This is a genomic window from Nocardioides sp. WG-D5 (assembly GCF_054031175.1).
Genome location: NZ_CM132928.1, coordinates 5,036,244 through 5,057,091 on the forward strand (window position 1 = coordinate 5,036,244; position 20,848 = coordinate 5,057,091).

A 20,848-nucleotide genomic window follows, 5' to 3' on the forward strand; every position below is an offset into this window, starting at 1 on the left:
GAACCCCCACGTCGCAAGGAGACCGGATGACCATGACGACACCCGACGAGAACGAAGGTGTGGTCGTGAGCGAGGGCCCGGAGGTCGCTTTCGAGGTGGCAGCGCTCGCTGCCGAGCCCGTGCCGCGCGAGATGACGTGGGCGATCCGGCTCATCATCGGCCTGATCGCCTTCAGCGCGGTCGTGGTCGTGGTGATGGTGCTGCGCTCCGACGACCTCGTGCGTGCCTGGGCGGAGGGCAACCCCTCGGCGAAGCGCATCCTGGAGACCGAGGGCCTCGAGGCCCTGATCAACCCGCCGACCGACAACCGGGTCAGCGCGCCGGCGTTCATCGCCCCCGCGATCACGCTGTTCGGGGTGATGGCGGGCATGCTCGGCGTGCTCGCGGTCTTCCTCCGCAACGGCTTCGAGTGGGCCCGGATCGTGATCACGTTCCTGGTGTTCATCTCCGCGGTCGCCAGCATCGGCGGCATCCTGACCGGCCCGCCGGTGACCATCAGCGTGCTCACCGGGATCGCGATCGTCATCGCCGCCGGGCTGCTGGCGGTCATGTGGCTGCCGGCGAACACGCGCTACATCCACCCGCCGCACCGGATCCGCGGCGCCGTCGCCGACGACTGAGCGACCCCCGGCACCACCTCGACACGCCCCGTCACCGAAACGTCTTGTGACTGTCGGTGGCGGGGTGTAGTTTGATCTCGTGTTCGAACAAATGTTCGAACAACCAGGCTCTGGCGGGCGTCGTCCTCGACCCCCGACGCCCGCCGGAGCCGTCCACTGCGGGGTCGACCTTGAGCGAGAAGGACGACCCGATGCATCTGCTCCCGGCGACGACTCACAGCTACCTCTTCCGCGCCACCGAGTCCCTCTCGGAGGCCATCGTGGCCGACGACGTGCCGAGCAGGTACGCCATGGCGCACGTCGCCGCCCTCCAGGCCGCCGCGGCGCTGATCGCCGCCCGCACCGATCCCGTCGAGGCGGCGAGCCGCGCCGGCCGCCGCCGTCCGTGGAACGCCTGGGTCCGCCTCAAGAAGGTCGCGCCCGAGCTCTCCGAGTGGGCCGACTACTTCGCCGCGGGCGCCGCCAAGCGCGCCGCCGCGGAGGCCGGCTCGATCCGGGCGGTCACCGCCGAGGAGGCCGACGACCAGGTGCGCGACGCCGACCGTTTCCTCGCCGTCGTCGAGGAGTCGCTCGGGCTGATGGCCCACACCTCCCACGTCACCCGCCTCCGTCACGACCGCCTCGTGGGCTGATTCAGGTGAGGTGGGCACAGGGCCTACGCTTGGCCCCATGGCAGCTGGCTCCGCATCAACCAGTCGTCGGGCAGGCGCCCGGACCGTCGCCGTCTGGGACGCGCTCGATCCGGTCCTGGCCTCCGGCTCGCTCGACGTCCTCGACATCGGCGGCGGCACCGGCACCTCAGCCGTACGCATCGCCGGGCTCGGTCACCGGGTCACCGTCGTCGACCCCAGCCCCGACGCGCTGGCAGCGCTCGACCGGCGCGCCCGCGAGGCCGGTGTCTCCGTCGACGCCCGCCAGGGTGACCTGGCCGCCCTCTCCGACGTCGCCGACCCCGGCGGAGCCGATCTGGTCCTCTGCCACGGCGTCCTCGAGGTCGTCCCCGATCCGGCAGCCGCACTGGCGGGGATCCGCGAGGTGCTCCGCCCCGGTGGCACCCTCAGCCTGCTGGTCGCCCAGCGCACCGCCGCGGTCCTCTCCCGAGCCCTGGCCGGCCACTTCGCGCAGGCCGTCGAGCTCCTCGACGACACCGCTCCGCAGGGCCGCTCCGGTCGCCGGTTCGCCCTCGACGAGGTCACCGGGCTGCTGGACGCGGCGGGGTTCGAGGTCACGGACGTCCGTGGCGTACGTGTGTTCGTCGATCATGTGCCGGGGTCGCTGCTCGACGTCGAGCCGGGGGCGACCAGTGCGCTGGTCGATCTCGAGCAGGCTGTCTCCACGCGGCCGGACTACCTGCCGTTCGCTTCGCAGCTGCATTTGCTCGCTTCGCTTCGCTGAGGGCTCGCTTCGCTTCGCCCACGGGCGCCGACTCGGCGCAAAGGTCCCACCTCCGCTAGCGCTCCGGCGTGACATTTGCGCCGAGTCAGCGCTGGTCCGCGTCCTCGGAGGATCGGGGTGACCTCCTCCGCTGGCGCTCCGGAGGCCACCCCGATCCTCCATGTCGACATGGACGCCTTCTTCGTCTCGGTGGCGATCAGGCACCAGCCCGAGCTGTGGGACCAGCCGGTGGTCGTCGGGGGACACGCCCGCGGCGTGGTGACCTGCGCCAACTATCCGGCCCGGGCCTACGGCGTGCGGGCGGCGATGCCCGGCTCGATGGCGAGGCGACTGTGCCCGCAGCTCGTCTCGGTCCGCCTCGACTTCGGCGAGGTCGCCGAGGTCTCCAAGCAGGTCCGGGAGATCTTCCGCCGAGCCACCCCGCTGGTGGAGGTGGTCAGCGTGGACGAGGCGTTCCTCGACGTCAGCGGGGCGACCAGGCTGTTCGGGAGCCCCGAGCAGATCGCGCAGCGGATCCGGCGCCAGATCGCCGAGGAGCTGAGCATCACCTGCTCGGTCGGTGTCGCGCCGACCCCGAGCGTGGCCAAGGTCGGCAGCCGCAAGGCGAAGCCCGACGGCGTCGTGGTCGTCCGGCCGGAGGACATCCCCGGCTTCCTCCATCCTCTCGACGTCGGTGAGCTCTACGGCGTCGGGCCGAGCACGCGCAAGCGGCTTCGCCGGCTCGGCTTCGAGACCGTCGGTGACATCGCCCGCACCCCGGTCCCGACCCTCCACCAGATCCTCGGCCCCCGCCTCGGCGGCCACCTGCACCGGCTCGCCACCGGCACCGACCGGCGCGAGCTGACCGGAAGGCTCGGCCCCGACCTGCCCGACCGCTCGACGGGCGCCCAGGAGACCTTCGGCCACGACCTGAGCGACCGCGAGGACATCGTGCGCGAGCTGCTGCGCCTCTCGGCCCGTGTCACCCGGCGGATGAGGAGGGCCGGCACGGTCGGCCGCACGGTCGCGCTGACGGTCCGGTTCACCGACTTCAAGACGATCTCGCGCTCTCGCACGCTGCCCGACCCCACCGACGTCACCCAGGAGGTGCATGCCACCGCGGTCCGGCTCTACGACGAGCTGAACCTCCGTGGCCGGGCGCTGCGCCTGGTCGGCGTGCGGGTCGAGCACCTGATCGCGCGCGAGGGCACCGACCGACAGCTCGTCCTGGGGGAGCGGGAACGCGGCTGGTCCGAGGCCGATCGTGCCGTCGATCAGGTCGCCGAACGCTTCGGGTCCAGCCTGGTGCGCCCGGCGAGCCTGCTCGACCACGGCCGGGGTTGACGCAACTGCCCATTCGCTTGACACAATCGGTGGTGGTTGTGCCATGTGGCAGAACGTCGAGGGGCAAGAATTTTCCGGGCTCACTACCGCCTTCAGGATGGCGTGCCTAGACTTGGAGATGCCCCAACAGGACATGGGAGGTACGGTGCCACTCTCGGAAGAGGAGCTTCGCCTGCTCGAGCAGATGGAGCGCGCGCTCTCGGCGGAGGACCCGAAGTTCGCCTCCGCCCTCCGAGGCACGGCCCTGCGCCGTGCCCAACGTCGACACGCGGTCATCGCGGGCATCGTGCTCGCCGGTGGAGTCGCGTTGCTGATGACCGGTGTGATCTCACGGATGTGGATCGTCGGAGTGGTCGGCTTCCTGATGATGCTGGCCTCGACCTCCGTGCTGCTCACCGCTCTGCGCGGTGCGGCTGCGGTGGAGGAGGATGACGGGGACCACACTCCACGCAGCTCGTTCCTCGACCGGGCCAGCGAGCGCTGGAAGCAGCGCCGCCGCGGCGACAACGACCTGTAGAGGCCCAGGGCCTCTAGGACGAGATCAGCTCCCGCTCGGACCGCACCGCCGGTCCGTCGGTGGCCGATGCCGCCGGGCGTCGGAAGACCGACGCCGGCCACAGCCGTGCCCGCCTCCGCGCCCGCCGGTCGGCCTGCGCCCTGAGCGCGACCGAGACCAGGCGTACGTCGTCCCCGACCGCCGCGGTGTCGCGATGCTCCGCATAGCGGTTGCGCTCGACGGCGGCAACGATGCGCTGCAGCGCGAGCATCGGCTCGCGGCTCTGCAGGTGCGGGGCCAGGCTGGTGGCCTCCTCCCGCGGTGAGCGGGTGCCGGTCCAGGGCAGGCCCAGGTCGATCGCGGTGTCGCCGAGCTCGGTCCAGCCGGCCTCCGCGTCGCCGGCCAGCCGGGACTTCCGGCGCCGGCGACGGATCACCGCAGGCGCAGCGAGCGCGACCGCTCCGAGCAGGGCCACGATGCCCAGACCGGTCCAGATCGCCCCCGCGTTGGACTCCTCGGTGCCGGTGTCGGCGACCTCGGGCAGGTCGGGCTCCTCGCGCTGCGGCCGGTTGGGCACCGGAGCCACGCTCGTGCCGGCGCTGGGCGCGGGCGCCTCCGGCTCGTTGCGGGCATTGCCCAGCGCACCGGCGGTGTAGCCCGGCTCCCTGGTGTCGGCAGCCGCGGGCGTCGGCTCGAAGCGGACCCAGCCGATGTCCTCGAACCACAGCTCGGGCCAGGCGTGGAGATCGCGGCCGCGGAACCGCCAGACGCCGTCCTCGTCCTGGTCTCCGTCGAGGAAGCCGACGGCGACCCGGGCCGGGATGTCGAGCTCGCGGGCGAGCACGGCCATGGCCGTGGCGTACTGCTGGCAGTAGCCGACCTTGTTGGTCGTCAGGAACTCCAGCAGAGCCGCGCCGTCGGTGCCGACGTCGCGCTCCAGGCTGTAGACGAACTCGCCACTGTGACGGAACCAGTTCTGCAGGGCGACGGCCTTGGCGAAGGGCCGGTCCTGGCCGGCCGTGCGCTCCAGGGCGATCTCCTCGATCTTCTCGGGGAGCAGCGGCAGGTCGGTCATCCCCGTCGGCGCCCCGATCCCGGGCTCGCCCGCGGCCAGCAGCCGCGCCTGGGACGGCTCGACCGGTGCGGCGGTCATCCGCCAGCTCTCGCCGGCGACGGTGTGGTCCCGGCCCTCGGTCGACATGAAGTCGAGGGTGTCCTCGTCATAGCGCCACGGACCCCTGGCGGTGATCTCCAGCGGATGGGTGAAGACCGGGAGCCAGGTCGACTCGAACTTGTCGCTGGCCCGCATCTGGTAGGTCGTGGACTCGCCCAGCAACGTCTCGTCGGACATCGGCGGATCGAAGGTGGCCACGCCGGTCTGGTCGGAGGGTACGTCGCGGTTGCCAGGCGTCCACTCGGTGCCGGTGAACTTCGTCAGCGTGAGGATCCGCAGGTAGGACGGCGACGACGCGGGTTGGTCATAGACCGGGGTGGCGGTGACCATCACCTCGTCGGACTGCCTGCGCAGGTCGCCGTAGAGCCCGACGGTCGGGTTGATCACGCGCAGTTGGCCGCTGCCGTCTCCCGGCCCCAGACCGGGGAGGGTGATGCTCGGGCTGGGCATCCAGGCCGGGGTGAGGAGCGCGATCGCCACCGCGGAGACGCCGATGACCGCCGGCCCGGCGGCGGGCACCACGGGGAGGTCCTCGTCGAGGCGCCGCCCCCAGCGGCCGAGCTGCTGGGCACGGTCGAAGCGCAGCATCACCAGGAACGCGGTCGCGGTGAGCACGAAGACGACCCAGGAGACCCCACCCCAGCCACCGGCGCCGATGATGCTGAACGGCACCGTGAACACGCCCAGCACGACGAGCCCCATCATCGGCGGCCGACGCAGCGAGACCGCCAGGACGTCGGCCAGGAACACGGCCGCGACACCGCCCGGGACGAGGTAGGCGGCCACCTCTGGGGCGGACATCGGCAGGTCGAAGGGGTTGAAGGCGGCGTAGGCCTCGGTCATCGCGGCCGTGACCCGCGCCCTGCCGCCGGCGGTGACGGGGAAGGGGTGCTGGACGACCAGCAGGCTGGTCGCGATCGTGCCGAGGAGCAGCTGCAGCAGCACCACGACCGCTCCGTGCACGCGCAGCAGCCGCGCGGAGATGCCGGTGCCGACCACGAGCAGGCCGGCGACCAGGATCGGGCCGAGGTAGGGGAAGCGGGTGTTGGTGAACGAGCCCCACGAGGACAGCGCGAACAGGACGGTCACGAAGCACGTCACCGGCACCGCCATCGCGGGCACGACGCCGCGTACGTCGGAGGAGGTCATCATCGTGCCGCCCCCGCTCCTGCGGCCGCACCCCGGGTGCCGAGCTCGCGCCAGCGCGTGGCCACCGAGTCGCCGATGCCGAGCTCGACGGCCTTCCAGCCGTGCTGGATGAGCAGAGGTACGCCGCTGGGCCGCCGCTGCTCGGGGGCCAGGTGCACCGCGCTCCAGCCGTCCACGGCGAGCGAGAAGGCGAGGGCGGCCCCGGTGTGGTGCCGCACCCGGCGAAGGACGCGGGCGTCCTCCTCGTCGAGGGCGCCGAGCACCGCGACGGTGATGCCGCCCTGCCCGGCCTCGCCGATCCAGGAGGCGTCGATGTGGTGGTGCTGGACGGTCTCGACCACGGCGAGCGCCTCCAGCAGCGCGGCCGCGTCGGCCTGACCCTCGCGGTCGTGCCAGCCGGCGTTGATCTCGCCGGCCGCGTTGGTGCCGGGGGTGGCGCCCCCGGAGGTCACCAGGCGTACGGAGTAGCCCGCCTCGACCAGATGTACCGCGACCGAGGCGGCGACCACGACCGCCTGCTCGAAGGAGGAGCCGGCGCCCTGGCCCCGGTGGACCGAGCGCCGGTTGTCGAGGAAGACGGTGGCCCGGGCCTGCCAGGGCTGCTCCTCGCGGCGCACCATCAGCTCGCCGAGACGGGCCGAGCTGCGCCAGTGCACCCGCCGCAGCTCGTCGCCGCGGCGGTACTCCCGCACCGTGACGTCCTCCGCGCTGCCGCCGAGGAAGGCTCGCGGCCGGGAGTCGCCGGACGCGGTCGCGTTACCGGTCAGCGGGGTGGACGGCAGCGGGATCACCCGTGGGGTGACCGTGAACGGGAGCGTGGAGTGGAAGGCGCGGTTGAGCTCCACCAGGCCGAACGGGTCAGCCACCGTCACCCGCATCGGGCCGATGTCGAAGCGGCCCCGGATCTCCGAGCGGATCTGGTAGCCGAGCTTGTGGCGCCAGCCGAAGCCGATCCGGTCGACCACGAAGCGCGGGCGTCCGCCCAGCGCGTAGGGAACCGTCTCCTCCAGCAGCAGGGTGCCGGTGGGGATCCGGCCCTCGTTGGCGATGGTCAGCTCGACCCTGGCGGGCTGGCCGGCCTCGGTCAGGTGCGGCTCGATGTGGCGCACGAGGGCGAGCCGGTAGCGGCCCCAGGCCGCGACCACCGCGGTGACCAGCGGCAGCGCGACCAGCAGCATCCCGATCCTGGACAGCGTGGACTGGTCCAGCAGGATCCCGCAGACGATCGCGGTGATCCCGGCGGCCAGGAACGCCCGGCCCCGGACGGTCAGTCCGGACAGCGCCTCACGCATCGGATGACTCCTTGGTGGATCAGGACTGCGGCACCGGCACGGCGGACACGACGGTCTCGAGGATGTCGGTGACCGACCGGCCGTGCATCGCCGCGGAGGCGCTGGGGAGGAGACGGTGGGCAAGGACCGGGCCGGTCAGCCTGCGTACGTCATCGGGAAGGACGAACTCGCGTCCGTGCAGAGCGGCATGAGCCTTCGCGGCCCGCAGCAGGTGCAGGCTGGCCCGGGGTGAGGCACCGAGGGCGAGCTCGTTGTTGGCGCGGGTCGCCGCGGTGAGGGCGACGGTGTAGCGGCGCACGGAGTCGGCGACGTAGATCTGGTTGACGACGCCGACGAGCTTGCGGATCTCCGCGGCGTCGGTCACCGGGTCGAGGTCGTCGAGCGGGTTGGACGCGCTGTGGCTGGCCAGCATCGCGATCTCGGAGCCGACCGGGGGATAGCCGATCGAGACGCGCGCCATGAACCGGTCGCGCTGCGCCTCGGGGAGGGCGTACGTCCCCTCCATCTCGATCGGGTTCTGGGTCGCGATCACCATGAACGGCGACTCCAGCTGGTAGGTCACGTTGTCGACGGTGACCTGGTGCTCCTCCATGCACTCCAGCAGCGCCGACTGGGTCTTGGGGGAGGCACGGTTGATCTCGTCGCCGACCACGATGTTGGCGAAGATGCCACCCGGGCGGAACTCGAACTCCCGGGTGTTCTGGTTGAAGATCGAGACCCCGGTGACGTCGCTCGGGAGCAGGTCGGGCGTGAACTGGATGCGGCGCACCGAGCAGTCGATCGAGCGCGCCAGCGCCTTCGCGAGCTGGGTCTTGCCGACTCCGGGCACGTCCTCGATCAAGAGGTGCCCCTCGGCGAGGAGCACGGTGAGCGTGGAGTCGACGACGTCGGTCTTTCCTTCGATCACCTTCTCGATGCTGTCGCGAATGCGGCCCGCGACCCGCACCAATGTCTCGATCTCTGCCCCATGCACTGGGCCCGATCCTGGGGCCTCCAACGGCGTCGTCACGTCGCGTCCTTCCGACTCACACCTGCTTATGGGAACACCGTACGGGGTAGCGCCTACGGGCGTCTGCGCCATTGACCCGACTGTGACCTCCCTGGGGGACGCGCGGCCGGCGGTCCACGACTGGCCGCATCGGGCTGCGGGGAGCGGCAGGTGGTGCGAAAACACCTCGTGGGGGAGGAAGGTGGTTTGAATGTGGGGGATTGTGGGGTACGGTGGGGCAAAGTGGAGGAACGATCCACGTTGAGCTGACCGCGGGGGCGAGCACATGTTCTTCATGGGCACGTACACGCCGAAGCTCGACGAGAAGGGCCGGATCTTCCTTCCCGCAAAGTTCCGAGATCGACTGGCGGAGGGGGTTGTCGTGACGCAAGGTCAGGAGAACTGCCTCGTGGTGTGGCCCGAGGACGTCTTCATGCAGGAGGCGCAGCGGGCCCAGCAGACGCCGCTCACCTCTCGGGACGCACGCGACTACGCCCGTGTCCTCTTTGCGGGGGCCGAGCAGACGACACCGGACAAGCAGGGCCGGATCGGCATCCCGCCGCTCCTGCGCGACTACGCCGGGATCGTCAAGGACGTCGTCGTGATCGGTGTGATGGACCGGATCGAGATCTGGGACCCGGCCAAGTGGGCGGAGTACTCCGCGGGTGCACAGGCCAAGTTCGCAGACCTCGACGAGTCGACGGACTGATAAAGGGACAGATCGACAAAGCGACAAGAACCAAGACAAGTCAACAGCGGATCCGCAGGACGAGGTCTCAGTCCCGCTCCACTCATCCAGCCATCCGGGGCACCTTCCCCGGTTCCGGACGGCACTTGGTGGTGACGGAGCGGGCATGAGACCTGGCTCTGCGGATCCGTGGCGTTGTCAGCCCGTGGCTCTGCCGAAGAGGCGGGCGAGAACACACACCAGACGAAGCCGTGCGATGGGGGTCGAGGCGGTGACGAACCAGAAGCACGTGCCGGTGATGCTCGACCGCATCGTCGACCTGCTCGCACCCGCGCTCGCCGACGGCGGCGTCCTGGTCGACTGCACGACCGGCCACGGCGGTCACACCGAGGCGGTCCTCGAGCGGATCCCCGGGTCGCGGGTGATCGGCATCGACCGCGACACCTACGCCCTCGGCATCGCGGGGGAGCGGCTGGCGCGTTTCGGCGACCGGTGGACCGGTGTGCACGCGGTCTACGACGAGATCCTCGACGTGGTCGCCGAGCAAGGGCTCGACGAGGTCCAGGCCGTGCTCTTCGACCTCGGTGTCTCCTCGATGCAGCTCGACCAGCGTGAGCGTGGGTTCGCCTACGCCGAGGACGCTCCGCTCGACATGCGGATGGACGCCACCCGTGGCCAGACCGCGGCGGACGTCCTCAACACCTACTCGGCGGCGGACCTGACCCGGATCCTGCGGGACTACGGCGAGGAGAAGTTCGCCAAGAAGATCGCCCATGCCGTGGTCAAGCGTCGCGAGAAGCAGCCGTTCACGACCTCGGGCCCGCTCGTGGAGCTCCTCTACGCGGAGATCCCGGCACCGGCCCGTCGCACCGGCGGACATCCGGCCAAGCGCACCTTCCAGGCTCTGCGGATGGAGGTCAACGACGAGCTCGGGGCGCTGCGTACGGCACTGCCGGCATCGCTCGAGGCCGTCGGCGTCGGTGGCCGGGTGGTGGTCGAGTCCTACCACTCGCTCGAGGACCGGCTCACCAAGCGGGCCTTCGCCGAGGCGACGAAGCTGGACGTACCCCCGGACCTGCCGTTCGTGCCGCCCGACGCGGAGCCGTCCTTCCGCCTGCTCACCCGTGGTGCCGAGCAGGCGACCGAGGCGGAGATCGAGGAGAACCCGCGCGCCGCCTCGGTGAAGCTGCGCGCGGTGGAGCGCGTCAAGCCCCGATCCAACCCAAGAGACAAGACAGCCAAGCCAACCCCTGGAGCAACCAGATGAGCATCGCCGCCGCGCCACAGGCGCCTGCGCGCCGCCCGGACCGGGCGGCCGAGACGACCCAGCCACGGCTCGCCGCCGTTCCGGCGCCGCTGCCGGCGCCGATGGCGCCGCGGCTGCCGTTCGTCGTGCTCGTCTCGATGCTGCTCGTCGGTGGCGTCGTGGGCCTGCTCGTCTTCAACACCTCCATGCAGCAGTCGGCCTTCCAGGAGCAGCGTCTCCAGGAGCAGGCGACCACGCTGGCCGCCCGCGAGCAGGCGCTCGACGGTGAGCTGAAGAAGATGGAGGACCCGCACAAGATCGCCGCCAAGGCGAAGAACCTCGGCATGGTCGTGCCGCAGAACGCTGCCATGCTGCGGGTCCCCGAGGCCAAGATCGAGGGTGAGGCGGCCCCGGCCGACCGGTCCGCGACGCCGCCGCTGCACCCGAAGGTCGCCAAGCCCTACAGCGTGCTGGTCGCCGAGCAGAAGGCGGCCGAGGCGGCCGCGGCCAAGAAGAAGGCTGCCGAGCTCGCCGAGAAGAAGCGCGCCCAGGAGGCGGCGGAGAAGCAGGCGGCCGAGGAGCAGCAGCGTACGTCTTCGGGCGAGGCTCGGTAGGGGAGGAGAGCGATGGTCAGCCGACAGGTCCAGCGCAAGGTCCGCCGGCCGGCGCGACGGCCTGCCCCGCGGCCCGCGTCCGCCTCGACCCGGCGGCGCGGGCCGGTGCACATCCGGCTCCGCGTCGGCTTCATCCTGGTGGCGATGGTGCTCTCGGTCTTCGGCGGCCGGCTGGTGCAGCTGCAGGGCATCGACCCGCACTCGTACGCCGCGATGGCGGCCGCCGAGAACGTCGTCGACGTCGTGCTGCCGGCCGAGCGTGGCGAGATCCTCGACCGGGACGGCGAGGCGCTGGCCGACTCCTCCGACGGGCTGATGGTGCTGGCCGACCCCAAGCAGACGAAGAAGGACGCCCCGGCGATCGCCGCGTTCCTGGCCAAGGAGCTCGGGGTCGACTACGCCTCGGCGCTCGCCAAGCTGCGCAAGGACGGCAGCCGGTTCCAGTACATCAAGCGTCAGGTGCCCGCGACGCAGGCGACCGCGGCGGTGGAGAAGGCCTCCAAGGAGGGCTACCAGGGGCTGTGGACCAGCCGTGACCCGCTGCGCAACTACCCCAACGGCGACGTCGCGGCCAACCTGGTCGGCTTCCTCGGTAACGACGGCCCCCTCGCGGGTCTCGAGGCCGCCTTCGACAAGCACCTGGCCGGCAAGGACGGCCATGCCGAGTACGACGCGACCAGCCCGGTCAGCGGCACCCGGATGCCGCTGGGCACCAACAACCGTGTCGACCCCGTCAACGGCCACGACCTGACCCTCACCATCGACCGCGACCTGCAGTACTACGTGCAGCAGACCCTGATGGACGCCGTGCAGAGCTCGCGCGCGGAGTCGGGTATGGCCGTCGTCATGGACACCCAGACCGGCGAGATCCTCAGCCTGGCCGACTACCCGACCTTCGACGCCCGCGACCCGGCGGCCTCGCCCAAGGCCCTGCGGGGGAGCAACGCTCTCTCCAACGTCTACGAGCCGGGCTCGGTCCAGAAGGTGCTCACCGTCGCCGGTCTGCTCGACCAGGGGCTCGTCTCGCCCTCGACCCGGATCCGGGTGCCGGAGTCCTACATGTCCGGCGGCGCCCCGATCCGTGACTGGTACCCCCACGGCGTCGAGAAGCTCACCCTCGCCGGCGTGATCGCGAAGTCCTCCAACATCGGCACCGTGATGGCCGCGGACAAGTACGCCGACGGCCAGCTGCGCGAGTACCTGTCGGCGTTCGGTCTCGGCCGGCGTACCGGGCTGGGCCTGGACACCGAGTCGGCGGGCCTGCTGGCCTCGCCGGAGGCCTGGAACGACGCCAACGAGGACCGCATCGACTTCGGTCAGTCCATCTCGGTCAACGCGGTGCAGATGACCGCGGCGCTCAACACGATCGCCAACGGCGGCGTACACATCGACCCGAGCCTGATCGTCGGGAGTGCCACCAACAACTCCGGCGCCGAGGTCGGCACCGACACCGCCGCGCGCAACCGCGTCGTGTCGCAGGAGGCCGCCTCCCAGACCGCGGAGATGATGGAGCGTGTCATCAACGACCCGGTCAACGGCACCGCCAAGCAGGCCGCCGTTCCCGGCTACCGCGTCTCCGGCAAGACCGGCACCGCCCAGCGGGTCAACTCCGAGTGCAAGTGCTACGACGGCACCAACACCGTCTCCTTCGGCGGCTTCGCCCCCACCGACGACCCGCGCTTCACGGTCTACGTGGCGATCCACAACCCCGGCAACGGCGGCGGTGGTGGCTCCGTCGCCGGTCCGGTCTTCTCGCAGATCATGTCCTTCGCCCTGCGTCGCTACGGCGTCCCGCCGACCGGCACCGAGCCGTCGAAGATGCCCACTGGTTGGTGAGGGGCTGGGTGCACGCATTGCCTGTGCGCTGTGACGGATGAGACAGAAGTTCCAGGCCGAAAACATAACATAGATATGTTATGTTTCTCTGGTGAGTACGACTCCAGCCTCCGGCCGTGACCTGTCGCTCTCCCTCGAGAAGGTGGTGCGGCTGGTGCGCGAGGTGTCGACCGCAGGAGACATCTCGCCGACCGCGGCGACGGTGCTCGGGGTGCTCGCCCGGACCGGGGCGCAGCGGGTCACCGACCTGGCCAGGACCGCCGGGGTTTCCCAGCCCGCGATGACGCAGCTGGTCAACCGGCTCACCCGGCAGGGGATGCTCGCCCGCGTCGCCGACGACGCCGACCGCAGGGCGGTCCTGGTCGAGATCACCGACGCCGGGCGAGAGGTGCTCGAGGCGAGGAGGGGCCAGCGAGCCGGTGTGCTCGACGCCGCCCTGGCCCGGGTCTCCGCCGAGGACCGTGCCGCGATCGCGGCGGCGCTGCCCGCGCTCGACCGGCTCGTCGACGCCGTGCTCGATTCCTGACGCGCCGGCCAGCCGTCGACGCGTACGAAACAACGTCTGAGAAGAGGCAAGAAGTATGAGCTCCCACCAAGGGGCAGCTGCCGCAAGTCCGTTCAAGCAACCTCGCGCCGTGTGGGCGGTCGCGTTCGCGTGCGTGGTGTCGTTCATGGGCATCGGGCTCGTCGACCCGATCCTGCCGGTGCTGGCCGAGGAGCTGAGGGCGACGCCGGCGCAGGTGTCGCTGCTGTTCACCAGCTATCTGGTGGTGACCGCCGTGGCGATGATCGGCGTCGGCTGGGTCTCCAGCCGGATCGGCGCGAAGTGGACGCTGATCCTCGGTCTGGTCCTGATCGTCGTGTTCGCCGGGCTGGCCGGGACCGTCGACGGCGTGGACGGCATCGTCGGCTTCCGCGCCGGCTGGGGCCTGGGCAACGCGCTGTTCATCTCCACCAGCCTCGCCGTCATCGTCGGCTCCGCGACAGGCGGATTCGCGGGAGCGATCATCCTCTACGAGACCGCGCTCGGCCTCGGCATCGCGGTCGGCCCGCTCCTCGGCGGCGTGCTCGGCGGCATCTCCTGGCGCGGCCCGTTCTTCGGTGTCTCCGCGCTGATGGCGATCGCGCTGGTCGCGACGCTGGTCTTCCTGCCGCCCACACCGAAGCCCGAGAAGAAGGTCTCGCTGCTCGCCCCGATCGCCGCGCTGCGGCACCGCGGCCTGCTGACCATGGGCATCATGGCGCTGCTCTATAACTGGGGCTTCTTCACTCTGCTCGGCTACGCGCCCTACCCGATGGGGCTGCACGACCCGCTGCAGCTCGGCTGGGTCTTCTTCGCCTGGGGCATCCTGGTCGCCGTCTTCGCCGTGTGGGGCGCGCCGTGGGCGCAGCGCCGCTTCGGCACCGCGCCGACCCTCTACGTCAACCTGCTCGGCCTCGGCGTGCTCCTCACCGTCATCGGCCTGGGCGTCTCCTCGCCGACCGTGGTGATCGTGGCCGTGATCCTGTCCGGCATCTTCGTCGGCCTCAACAACACCCTGACCACCCAGGCGGTCATGCTGGTCTCGCCGGTGGAGCGGCCGATCGCCTCCTCGGCCTACGGGTTCGTACGCTTCATCGGCGGTGGCCTGGCGCCGTTCGCCGCGGGCAAGATCGCCGAGGCGACCGACCAGTCGGTGGCCTTCTACGTCGGGGCCGCCGCGTTCCTGATCGCGATCCCCGTGCTGGCCAGCGGCCACAGGCTGATCACGGCCGCCGAGTCGGCCGAGACCGCCGAGCCGGTCGCGCCGACGCTGGAGCCCGTCGGCCCGGTCCGCGGTGAGGGCCGGCCGGTGCTGGTCGCCGTCGGCGCCACCCTCGACGCCGATGCCGTCGTCGACCGCGCCGCCGAGATGGCCGCTGCCGAGGGCGCCCCGCTGGAGGTCGTCCACGTCCGCGAGACCGAGGTGGTCGAGGAGCTCGCGATCGACGCCGAGGAGCCCGAGACGGCCGCCGCGACCGTACGCGCCCACCTCGACCGCCTCGCCGCTCGCGGCGTGACCGCGACCGGCCTGGTCCTGCACAGCGTCGGCGACCACGCCAGCGCCGGGATCGAGCTGGCCAGGTACGCCACCGAGGCCGGGGTCCGCACCATCGCGCTCGGCTCCTCGCCGCGGGGCCGCGCCGCCCAGCTCGCCGACGGCTCGATCACCTCCGCGGTCGTGCGCACCGCCGGCGTACCTGTCGTGCTCGTCGTCCCCGGCGAGGAGCCGCACGAGCTCAGCGCTGCGGCGCTGGCCCAGCTGCGCCACGCCTGAGCGCCACGCCTGGGGTCGGCCCGGCGGGACCTCGTCCCGCCGGGCGGATAACCTTCGCAGGTGAGCAGTGCGTACGAGACGGCGGATCCACAGAGCCCGACCCGCCCGCGAGTGACCGAGCCGGTGACGCTGGCCGAGCTGGCCGGCGAGTTCGGCCTGGACGTACGCGGCGAGGCCCGTGTCACGGGGGTCTCGCTGAGCTCCCAACGGGTGCTCCCGGGTGACCTCTACGCCGCGCTCCCCGGCAGCCGGGCCCACGGAGCCGGCTACGCCGCCGGTGCCGTCGAGGCCGGAGCGGTGGCGGTGCTCACCGACGCGGCCGGTGCCGCTCTGCTGGAGTCCCAGGGCCTCGGCGAGGTGCCGGTGCTGCTCGTGGAGCAGCCGCGCAAGGTGCTCGGCGCCCTCTCGGCCCGCGTCTACGGCAACCCGTCGGGCAGGCTGCGGCTGATCGGCGTGACCGGCACCCAGGGCAAGACGACCACCACCCGGCTGGCGGAGAGCGCGCTGCTCGACTCCGGCCACCGTGCCGGCGTGATCGGCACGGTCGGCACCCGGATCGGCGGGCGCGACGTGAAGACGCCGCTCACCACTCCCGAGGCGCCCGACCTGCACGGTCTCTTCGCCCGGATGGTGGAGGAGGGCACCGAGGCCTGCGCGATGGAGGTCTCCTCCCACGCGCTGGTGATGGGGCGGGTCGACGGGGTCGTCTTCGACGTCGCCGTCTTCCTCAACCTCGGTCGCGACCACCTCGACTTCCACGAGACGGTCGAGGACTACTACGCCGCGAAGGCCGACCTGTTCACCCCCGAGCGGGCCGAGCTGGGCATCGTCAACATCGACGACGAGCACGGCCGCCGGCTCGCGGCCGAGGCGACCATCCCGATCCTGACCTACGCCCTGCACGACGACACCGCCGACTGGCGCGCCACCGACATCGAGCTGCGCCCCGACGGCTCCAGCTTCACCGTCCACGGCCCCGACGGGCTCTCGTTCCCGGCCGCGAGCCCGCTGGCCGGCGACTACAACGTGAGCAACACCCTCGCCGCTCTGGCGAGCATCCACCATGCCTACGGCGACGAGACCGTGGTGCGCGACGTCGCCACCGCCCTCGCCAAGGGCTCCGGCGTCCCGGGTCGCCTCGAGCGGATCGACGAGGGCCAGCCGTTCACCGTCGTGGTCGACTACGCGCACAAGCCGGACGCGGTCGAGGCGGCGCTCGGCACGCTGCGCCCGCTGACCGAGTCCCGGCTGATCGTGGTGATCGGGGCCGGGGGAGACCGCGATACCGGCAAGCGGCCGATCATGGGCGAGATCAGCGCCCGCCTGGCAGACCACGTGATCGTCACCGACGACAACCCCCGCACCGAGGACCCGGCGAGCATCCGGCGGCAGGTGCTGGCGGGCACCACCGGCGGCTCCGCGAGCGTCGAGGAGATCGGCGACCGGCGGGCCGCGATCGAGCGCGCGATCGGCCTCGCCCAGCCCGGCGATATCGTCGTCGTCGCAGGTAAGGGGCATGAGACGGGTCAGGAGATCAACGGCGTCACCCACCCGTTCGACGACCGTCAGGTCGTCCGCGAGGCGTTGACGACACACTGACCGATGGGCTGATACGGCGGGGTGCCGCAGAGCCGGCGAACCCGTAGGGAAGAATGCCCGGGGCCGGTGTCTTCGCTATGCACACCGGCCCGGGGGCAAGGACCACGAACGGCATGGCAAGGAAGGCACCCGGCTGACATGAGAGCGATCTTGCTGAGCGGAGCGATTGCGCTTCTGTTCTCGCTGCTCGGCACCCGATTTGCGATCGTACAGTTCACGAAGTTGGGCTACGGCCAGGAGATCCGCGAGGACGGGCCGACGACCCACCGCACCAAGCGCGGCACCCCGACCATGGGTGGCGTCGCGATCGTGATCTCGGTCCTCGTGGGCTTCATCGCGGCCAAGCTGCTGACCGGCGACGCCCCGAGCGCGACGGCCTACCTGCTGCTCTTCCTCCTGGTGGGCATGGCCGCCGTCGGCTTCGTGGACGACTTCATCAAGGTCTTCATGCAGCGCAACCTCGGTCTGCGCGCGTGGTCCAAGATGGTCGGGCAGACGCTGGTCGCGGTGGGCTTCGGCGTGGTGGCGATCCATCCCGCGATGGAGAACGAGGACGGCATCACGCCGGCCGCCGACCAGCTCTCCTTCATCCGTGACTTCGGTCCCCACTTCCTCGGTGGCGACGGCCTGCTCTTCTGGCTCGGCGGCGCGCTGCTGCTGGCGATCTTCTGGGTGATGGTCACCGGCACCTCGAACGCCACCAACCTCACCGACGGGCTGGACGGCCTGCTGGCCGCGTCCTCGGCGATCGTCTTCGCCGCCTACACGATCATCTCGATCTGGCAGAACAACCAGCGCTGCGGCCGCCCGAGCGTGGAGATCGGCACCTGCTACGAGGTCCGCGACCCGCTCGACATGGCGATCCTCGGTGCCGCGATCAGCGGCGCCTGCATCGGCTTCCTGTGGTGGAACGCCAGCCCCGCGAAGATCTTCATGGGCGACACCGGCTCGCTCGCGCTCGGCTCCGTGCTCGCCGGCTTCGCGATCCTGTCCCACACCGAGTTCCTGCTGATCATCCTCGGCGGCCTCTTCGTCATGGAGACCTCGGCGGTCATGCTGCAGGTGGGCTGGTTCAAGCTCTCCCGCCGCCTGACGGGAACTCCGAAGCGGATCTTCCGGATGACACCGATCCATCACCACTTCGAGCTCCTCGGCTGGGAACAGGTCACCGTGGTGATCCGGTTCTGGATCATCACCGGCCTGTTCGTGGCGGCCGGTCTCGGAATCTTCTACGCCGAATGGGTGGCGACCATCTGATGACTGAGCCCGACAACATGGCTGAAAAGCTCGACAAGCTGGGCCGCAACGACTCCTGGGAGGGCGTGAAGGCGGTCGTGGCCGGCTTCGGCGTCTCCGGTTTCGCGGCCGCCGACAACCTGACCCACCTGGGTGCCTCGGTGATCGCGCTCGACGAGTCCCCGGGCGACGAGGAGCGGCAGGAGAAGGCCAAGCTCCTCGGCATCCTGGGTGCCGACGTTCGCCTCGGTGAGGGTGCCACCCACGTGCTGCCCGACGACGTCGACGTCGTGGTCACCTCTCCCGGCTGGCGGCCGACCGCGCCGCTGCTCGCGCAGGCGCGCGAGCGCGGGATCCCGATCTGGGGCGAGGTCGAGCTGGCCTGGCGGCTGCGCGACCCCGACAACGCCGCCCCCTGGCTGGCGGTCACCGGCACCAACGGCAAGACCACGACCGTGCAGATGCTCGACAACATCCTGCGTACGGCAGGGCTGCGGTCCGTGGCCGTCGGCAACGTCGGCCTGCCGATCGTCGAGGCCGTGATGGACCCAGAGCCCTACGACGTCTTCGCCGTCGAGCTCTCCTCCTTCCAGCTCCACTACACCTCCTCGATGGCCGCCGAGGCCGCCGTCGTCCTCAACATCGCCGAGGACCACCTCGACTGGTACCCCTCGATGGAGGAGTACGCCGCCGACAAGGGCCGCGTCTACGAGGGCGTCGAGCGGGCCTGCGTCTACAACGTCGCCGACGAGGCCACCATGCACCTGGTCGAGGAGGCCGACGTCGTCGAGGGCGCCCGGGCGATCGGCTTCACGCTCGGCACCCCGGCCGTCGGTCAGGTGGGGGTCGTCGAGGACATCCTGGTCGACCGGGCCTTCATCGAGGAGCGCCAGACCTCGGCCGCCGAGCTGTGCCAGATCTCCGACCTGGCCTCCTCCGCGCCCCACTACGTCCAGAACGCGCTGGCCGCGGCCGCGCTCGCGCGTGCCCACGGGGTCTCCCAGGCCGCCGTACGCGACGGGCTGAAGTCCTTCCGCCCCGACGGCCACCGCATCGAGGTCGTCGCCGAGGTCGGCGGCGTCACCTGGGTCGACGACTCCAAGGCCACCAACCCGCACGCGGCCCAGGCCTCGCTGCAGGCCTACGACCCGGTGATCTGGATCGCCGGCGGGCTGGCCAAGGGCGCCCGCTTCGACGACCTGGTCGCCTCCATCCACGAGCGGCTGCGCGCCGTCATCCTGATCGGCCAGGACCGTGACGTGATCGCCTCGGCCCTCGCCGCCCACGCCGGTGACCTGGAGATCGTCGAGCTCGATGACCCCGACGGCGAGGCCGCTCTCGCGGAGGCCGTCGAGATCGCCGCCGCGCTGGCCAAGCCCGGCGACACCGTGCTGCTCGCCCCCGGCTGCGCCAGCCAGGACCAGTTCCGCGACTACAAGGCCCGCGGCGACGCGTTCGCCGACGCCGTACGCCGCACCGTCTGACCCCGCCCGGCCGGGAGCCGACACGCGGGGGGAGATGCGCCGGGAGCGCCGCGACGGCGGCGAGAATGTAACGGACGTACTGGGACAGGAACGGGGAGGTAGGACCGTGACGACCACCAGCCCCGACCAGACCGGTGCCGGCTCGGCCGAGCAGGCCAAGGCGTACCCGAAGTCGGTCCTCGGCTACCTCAAGGCCTGGTTCCATGCGCTGCGGGTGGCCCTGAACCGGCCCCTGGCCGCCTACTACCTGCTGCTCACCAGCACCTCGCTGCTGCTGACCATCGGGCTGATCATGGTGCTGAGCGCCTCGAGCGTGTGGGCCTACACCCAGATGGACAACTCCTACGCGATCGTCGGGCGGCAGGTGCTCTGGGTGATCATCGGCATCCCGTGCGCGTTCATCGCCTCGCGGATCCGCCCCAAGGACCTGCGCCGGCTGGCGTGGCCGGGATACGTCGTGGCCTGCGTGCTGCTCTTCCTGACGATCTTCCTCGGCCACGACGTCAACGGGCAGCAGAACTGGATCGGTGCCGGCCCGGTCAAGATCCAGCCGTCCGAGATCGCCAAGCTGGCGATCGTGCTGTGGTCGGCCCACGTCTACGCGCTCAAGGAGCGCCGCCTCGACAGCCTCCACGAGGTGCTGATGCCGGTCCTGCCCGGCATCGCGGTGGCCACGGGGCTGGTCCTCGCCGGCCGGGACCTCGGCACCGCCCTGGTCTTCTTCGCGATCGCGCTCGGGATGCTCTGGGTCGTCGGCGCGCCGGGCAGGCTCTTCGGGATAGCGATCTCGATCATCGGCGTCTCGGTGTTGTTCCTGATCAGCACCGACACCGAGCGGCTCGCCCGGCTGACCAGCTTCGCGGACCCGTTCAAGGACTACCACGGACAGGGCTGGCAGCCCTCCCACGGTCTCTACGCGCTCAGCTCGGGCGGCGTGCTGGGGCAGGGGATCGGGGCCTCCCAGCAGAAGTGGGGCGACCTGCCCGAGGCCCACACCGACTACATCTTCGCGGTGCTGGGCGAGGAGCTCGGCCTGGTCGGCACCCTGCTCGTCGTCGGCCTCTTCCTGACCCTCGCCTTCGCGCTGATCAAGGTCGCGCGCCAGACCGACCGGCCGTTCGTACGCTACTTCAGCTTCGGCGTGCTGGTCTGGCTGCTCGGCCAGATGATCATCAACGTCGGCATGGTGCTGGCGCTGCTGCCGGTCATCGGGATCCCGCTGCCGCTGGTCTCCTACGGTGGCTCGGCGCTGATCCCGTCGATGGTCGCGCTCGGCGTCGTGATCGGCTTCGCCCGTCGTGAACCGGCAGCGGCGGCGGCGCTGAAGCAGCGTAAAGCCTTGGCAAAGGATCGGGCGCGCCAGGCAGCCGCCTACCGATCCGCACAACGCAACCGATAAGTTCTGACGCAT

Annotated in this window: 18 protein-coding genes; 15 read left to right on the top strand and 3 right to left on the bottom strand. The window is 71.0% G+C overall.

Annotated elements, in window-relative coordinates; translation table 11 throughout:
• The first annotated feature begins 26 nt into the window (after positions 1 to 26).
• The 5 genes from ACWZJV_RS24360 (at position 27) to ACWZJV_RS24380 (ending at position 3,855) form a co-directional block, all read left to right on the top strand.
• A complete protein-coding gene (locus ACWZJV_RS24360) occupies positions 27 to 620 on the top strand; it encodes a hypothetical protein (RefSeq protein ID WP_457179167.1) in 594 nt (197 codons plus the stop codon).
• Between the two features lie 170 nt (positions 621 to 790).
• Positions 791 to 1,252 carry an SAV_6107 family HEPN domain-containing protein gene (locus ACWZJV_RS24365; protein ID WP_196874698.1) on the top strand — a complete coding sequence of 154 codons (462 nt, stop codon included), beginning with the start codon at positions 791 to 793 and terminating at the stop codon, positions 1,250 to 1,252.
• A gap of 37 nt (positions 1,253 to 1,289) precedes the next feature.
• The gene (locus ACWZJV_RS24370) at positions 1,290 to 2,015 is read left to right on the top strand and encodes a methyltransferase domain-containing protein (protein ID WP_457179168.1); all 726 of its coding nucleotides are present in this window, start codon (positions 1,290 to 1,292) and stop codon (positions 2,013 to 2,015) included.
• A gap of 117 nt (positions 2,016 to 2,132) precedes the next feature.
• Positions 2,133 to 3,338 carry a DNA polymerase IV gene (dinB, locus tag ACWZJV_RS24375; protein ID WP_457179169.1) on the top strand — a complete coding sequence of 402 codons (1,206 nt, stop codon included), beginning with the start codon at positions 2,133 to 2,135 and terminating at the stop codon, positions 3,336 to 3,338.
• A gap of 145 nt (positions 3,339 to 3,483) precedes the next feature.
• Positions 3,484 to 3,855, top strand: a complete 372-nt coding sequence (locus ACWZJV_RS24380) for a DUF3040 domain-containing protein (protein ID WP_457179170.1) — start codon at positions 3,484 to 3,486, stop codon at positions 3,853 to 3,855.
• Between the two features lie 13 nt (positions 3,856 to 3,868).
• Here the strand turns inward: ACWZJV_RS24380 and ACWZJV_RS24385 are convergent, their stop codons facing one another.
• From ACWZJV_RS24385 to ACWZJV_RS24395, 3 genes are read right to left on the bottom strand one after another with little or no spacing between them, the layout of a single operon-like run.
• The gene (locus ACWZJV_RS24385; protein WP_457179171.1) at positions 3,869 to 6,160 is read right to left on the bottom strand and encodes a transglutaminase family protein; all 2,292 of its coding nucleotides are present in this window, start codon (positions 6,158 to 6,160) and stop codon (positions 3,869 to 3,871) included.
• On the bottom strand, positions 6,157 to 7,449 hold the full coding sequence (locus tag ACWZJV_RS24390) for a DUF58 domain-containing protein (RefSeq protein WP_457179172.1): 1,293 nt from the start codon (positions 7,447 to 7,449) through the stop codon (positions 6,157 to 6,159). Before ACWZJV_RS24390 ends, ACWZJV_RS24385 begins: the two co-directional genes overlap by 4 nt.
• A gap of 19 nt (positions 7,450 to 7,468) precedes the next feature.
• A complete protein-coding gene (locus tag ACWZJV_RS24395; protein ID WP_008363049.1) occupies positions 7,469 to 8,422 on the bottom strand; it encodes an AAA family ATPase in 954 nt (317 codons plus the stop codon).
• 301 nt (positions 8,423 to 8,723) lie between these two features.
• On the opposite strand from ACWZJV_RS24395, the gene mraZ reads away from it, so the two are divergent.
• From mraZ to ftsW, 10 genes are all read left to right on the top strand, one after another.
• Complete coding sequence (mraZ, locus tag ACWZJV_RS24400; protein ID WP_008363047.1) at positions 8,724 to 9,146, top strand: division/cell wall cluster transcriptional repressor MraZ; 423 nt, start codon at positions 8,724 to 8,726, stop codon at positions 9,144 to 9,146.
• 235 nt (positions 9,147 to 9,381) lie between these two features.
• On the top strand, positions 9,382 to 10,392 hold the full coding sequence (gene rsmH, locus ACWZJV_RS24405; RefSeq protein ID WP_457179173.1) for a 16S rRNA (cytosine(1402)-N(4))-methyltransferase RsmH: 1,011 nt from the start codon (positions 9,382 to 9,384) through the stop codon (positions 10,390 to 10,392).
• On the top strand, positions 10,389 to 10,985 hold the full coding sequence (locus ACWZJV_RS24410) for a hypothetical protein (protein ID WP_457179174.1): 597 nt from the start codon (positions 10,389 to 10,391) through the stop codon (positions 10,983 to 10,985). Before rsmH ends, ACWZJV_RS24410 begins: the two co-directional genes overlap by 4 nt.
• Positions 10,986 to 10,997: 12 nt before the next feature.
• Positions 10,998 to 12,821 (top strand): peptidoglycan D,D-transpeptidase FtsI family protein, encoded by a 1,824-nt coding sequence (locus ACWZJV_RS24415; RefSeq protein WP_457179175.1) that lies wholly within the window; start codon positions 10,998 to 11,000, stop codon positions 12,819 to 12,821.
• Positions 12,822 to 12,912: 91 nt separating this feature from the next.
• A complete protein-coding gene (locus ACWZJV_RS24420) occupies positions 12,913 to 13,347 on the top strand; it encodes a MarR family winged helix-turn-helix transcriptional regulator (RefSeq protein WP_008363040.1) in 435 nt (144 codons plus the stop codon).
• Positions 13,348 to 13,492: 145 nt separating this feature from the next.
• The gene (locus ACWZJV_RS24425; protein WP_457179176.1) at positions 13,493 to 15,118 is read left to right on the top strand and encodes an MFS transporter; all 1,626 of its coding nucleotides are present in this window, start codon (positions 13,493 to 13,495) and stop codon (positions 15,116 to 15,118) included.
• 60 nt (positions 15,119 to 15,178) lie between these two features.
• On the top strand, positions 15,179 to 16,717 hold the full coding sequence (locus tag ACWZJV_RS24430) for a UDP-N-acetylmuramoyl-L-alanyl-D-glutamate--2,6-diaminopimelate ligase (protein WP_008363035.1): 1,539 nt from the start codon (positions 15,179 to 15,181) through the stop codon (positions 16,715 to 16,717).
• A gap of 138 nt (positions 16,718 to 16,855) precedes the next feature.
• On the top strand, positions 16,856 to 17,974 hold the full coding sequence (gene mraY / locus ACWZJV_RS24435; RefSeq protein ID WP_040757062.1) for a phospho-N-acetylmuramoyl-pentapeptide-transferase: 1,119 nt from the start codon (positions 16,856 to 16,858) through the stop codon (positions 17,972 to 17,974).
• Entirely contained in the window at positions 17,974 to 19,437 is a 1,464-nt protein-coding gene (murD, locus tag ACWZJV_RS24440) for a UDP-N-acetylmuramoyl-L-alanine--D-glutamate ligase (protein ID WP_457179177.1), read from the top strand. Before mraY ends, murD begins: the two co-directional genes overlap by 1 nt.
• A gap of 106 nt (positions 19,438 to 19,543) precedes the next feature.
• Positions 19,544 to 20,836, top strand: coding sequence for a putative lipid II flippase FtsW (gene ftsW, locus ACWZJV_RS24445; protein WP_008363026.1), 1,293 nt, complete (start codon positions 19,544 to 19,546; stop codon positions 20,834 to 20,836).
• The last annotated feature ends 12 nt before the right edge of the window (positions 20,837 to 20,848 follow it).

Coding starts and splice junctions, on each gene's coding strand:
- murD (WP_457179177.1), top strand. CDS start 17,974: ATGACTGAGCCCGACAACATGGCTGAAAAGCTCGACAAGCTGGGCCGC.
- ACWZJV_RS24385 (WP_457179171.1), bottom strand. CDS start 6,160: ATGATGACCTCCTCCGACGTACGCGGCGTCGTGCCCGCGATGGCGGTG.
- ACWZJV_RS24360 (WP_457179167.1), top strand. CDS start 27: ATGACCATGACGACACCCGACGAGAACGAAGGTGTGGTCGTGAGCGAG.
- ACWZJV_RS24425 (WP_457179176.1), top strand. CDS start 13,493: ATGGGCATCGGGCTCGTCGACCCGATCCTGCCGGTGCTGGCCGAGGAG.
- ACWZJV_RS24390 (WP_457179172.1), bottom strand. CDS start 7,449: ATGCGTGAGGCGCTGTCCGGACTGACCGTCCGGGGCCGGGCGTTCCTG.
- rsmH (WP_457179173.1), top strand. CDS start 9,382: ATGGGGGTCGAGGCGGTGACGAACCAGAAGCACGTGCCGGTGATGCTC.
- ACWZJV_RS24415 (WP_457179175.1), top strand. CDS start 10,998: ATGGTCAGCCGACAGGTCCAGCGCAAGGTCCGCCGGCCGGCGCGACGG.
- mraZ (WP_008363047.1), top strand. CDS start 8,724: ATGTTCTTCATGGGCACGTACACGCCGAAGCTCGACGAGAAGGGCCGG.
- ACWZJV_RS24370 (WP_457179168.1), top strand. CDS start 1,290: ATGGCAGCTGGCTCCGCATCAACCAGTCGTCGGGCAGGCGCCCGGACC.
- mraY (WP_040757062.1), top strand. CDS start 16,856: ATGAGAGCGATCTTGCTGAGCGGAGCGATTGCGCTTCTGTTCTCGCTG.
- ACWZJV_RS24410 (WP_457179174.1), top strand. CDS start 10,389: ATGAGCATCGCCGCCGCGCCACAGGCGCCTGCGCGCCGCCCGGACCGG.